Here is a 1,710-nt window from a genome sequence, read left to right as displayed (position 1 = left end):
CTTCGGCCCGCGCGTCCAGCCCGGTCCACGCCTCGTCGAGGACCAGCAGCTCCGGCCCGGCGAGCAGCGCCTGCGCCACCGCGACCTTCTGGCTGCCGCCCTTCGACAGCTCGTCCAGCGGCGTACGCGCCGAGTCCCCCGCCCCGAACCGCTCCAGCCACCAGCCCGCCCGCCGCCGCGCCTCCGCCCAGCGCAGCCCCTGCACCCGGCCCAGGTGCGTCAGGTAGCCGAGGGCCGTCAGCGGCAGGGCGGCGGGGAAGCGCTCCGGCACGTACGCCGTGCGCGCGGGGCGGCCGGTGATGCGGCCGGCGCTGGGCAGGTCGATGCCGGCCAGCAGCCGCAGCAGCGTCGACTTGCCGCCGCCGTTGGCGCCTTCGACGCGTACGAGCCCGCCGGCCGGCACCCGCAGGTCGACCCCGCGCAGCACCCAGGGCCGGCGTCTGCCGTAGCGGCGCCCGACCCCGTCCAGCCTCATGGCCCGGATGATCTCACGGCTGACACGCGCGCGGCGAGCGCCCCGGACCTCGCCGGGGTGGCCGGATCGCTTACGGTGCACGGACAGTTGGTCTATTTTTTGTGGCTTCAAGCGCGACTGGTGGCGGGAGAGTTCTGATGGGGGACACGGATGGCGGCGGGAGAGCGCCGGTGATCGACACCACCGTGCCGCAGTCGGCGCGGATCTGGAACTTCTGGCTGGGCGGCAGCGACAACTACCGCGTCGACCGGCTCGCGGGCGAGGCGTACGTACGGCTCTCGCCCGCGATCGTCGACATCGCCCGCGCGTCGCGCGCCTTCCTCACCCGCTCCCTGCGCCACCTCGCGGCCGAGGCGGGGATACGCCAGTTCCTCGACATCGGCACCGGCCTGCCGACGGCCCAGAACACGCACGAGGTGGCCCAGGGCATCCACCCGTCGGCGCGGGTCGTCTACGTCGACAACGACCCGATGGTCCTCGCCCACGCCCGCGCCCTGCTGGTCTCCCGGCCCACCGGGGTGTGCGACTACGTGAACGCCGACGTGCACGAGCCGGACACGGTGCTGGCCGGCGCGGCGAAGACACTGGACTTCGACGAGCCGGTGGGGCTGATCCTCAGCGGGATCCTGGGGCACGTCGCGGACTACGACCGGGCGCGCGGGGTCGTCGCCCGCCTGGTCGGCGCGCTGCCGGCCGGGAGCCATCTGGTGCTCAGCGACGGGACGGGCGTGGTGCACCGGGAGGCCCGCCGGGCGCAGGACGCGTACAACAGGAGCGGCGCGGTGCCGTACGTGCTGCGCACGCCGGAGGAGATCGAAGGTTTCTTCACGGGCCTGGAGCCGGTCGCGCCCGGTGTCGTGTCGTGCTCCCGCTGGCGGCCGGACGGCGGCGGGGAACCGGAGCCGGTCGACCAGTTCGGCGGCGTAGGACGGAAGGGGCGAGCCGGATGACGGCGGAGGAGTTCGGTCCTGGGGCGGTACGGGCCGTCGCGTTCGACATCTTCGGCACCACGGTGGACTGGCGCACGGGCGTCGCGGAGCAGGTGGCGCACCTGGCGCGGCGCCGCGGCGTCGAGCTGGACGGCGCCGCCTTCGCCGACGAGTGGCGGGGGATGTACCTGCCGTCGATGGGCCGGGTCAACGGCGGCGAGCGGGAGTGGGCGTACCTCGACGTGCTGCACCGCGAGTCGCTGGACGAACTGCTCGAACGCCACGGCGTGGCCGCCGCCTTCGACG

Annotated in this window: 2 protein-coding genes and 1 pseudogene; 2 read left to right on the top strand and 1 reads right to left on the bottom strand. The window is 74.5% G+C overall.

Translation table 11 applies throughout. The features are described 5' to 3' along the window. On the bottom strand, nucleotides 1-475 hold a 475-nt coding region (locus H5J30_RS31460), incomplete at its 3' end, for an ATP-binding cassette domain-containing protein (RefSeq protein WP_181790962.1). A gap of 137 nt (nucleotides 476-612) precedes the next feature. Here H5J30_RS31460 and H5J30_RS31455 point away from each other — a divergent pair. Together H5J30_RS31455 and H5J30_RS31450 are read left to right on the top strand one after the other, a co-directional pair. Further along, nucleotides 613-1,425, top strand: coding sequence for an SAM-dependent methyltransferase (locus tag H5J30_RS31455; protein WP_181790960.1), 813 nt, complete (start codon nucleotides 613-615; stop codon nucleotides 1,423-1,425). Continuing rightward, nucleotides 1,422-1,710 (top strand): annotated as a pseudogene (locus H5J30_RS31450) (haloacid dehalogenase type II); the annotation flags it as partial. The gene H5J30_RS31455 and the pseudogene H5J30_RS31450, both read left to right, overlap by 4 nt.

Origin of the sequence: Streptomyces phytophilus (genome assembly GCF_013870535.1) — a bacterium.
GTDB classification, from domain to species: domain Bacteria; phylum Actinomycetota; class Actinomycetes; order Streptomycetales; family Streptomycetaceae; genus Streptomyces; species Streptomyces phytophilus.
Note: the sequence above shows the minus strand (reverse complement) of the source record. Positions and strands in the feature narration are given on the sequence as shown.

Excerpts from the sequence above, each read along its gene's own strand:
- H5J30_RS31455 (WP_181790960.1), top strand. The coding sequence starts at position 613 with ATGGGGGACACGGATGGCGGCGGGAGAGCGCCGGTGATCGACACCACC.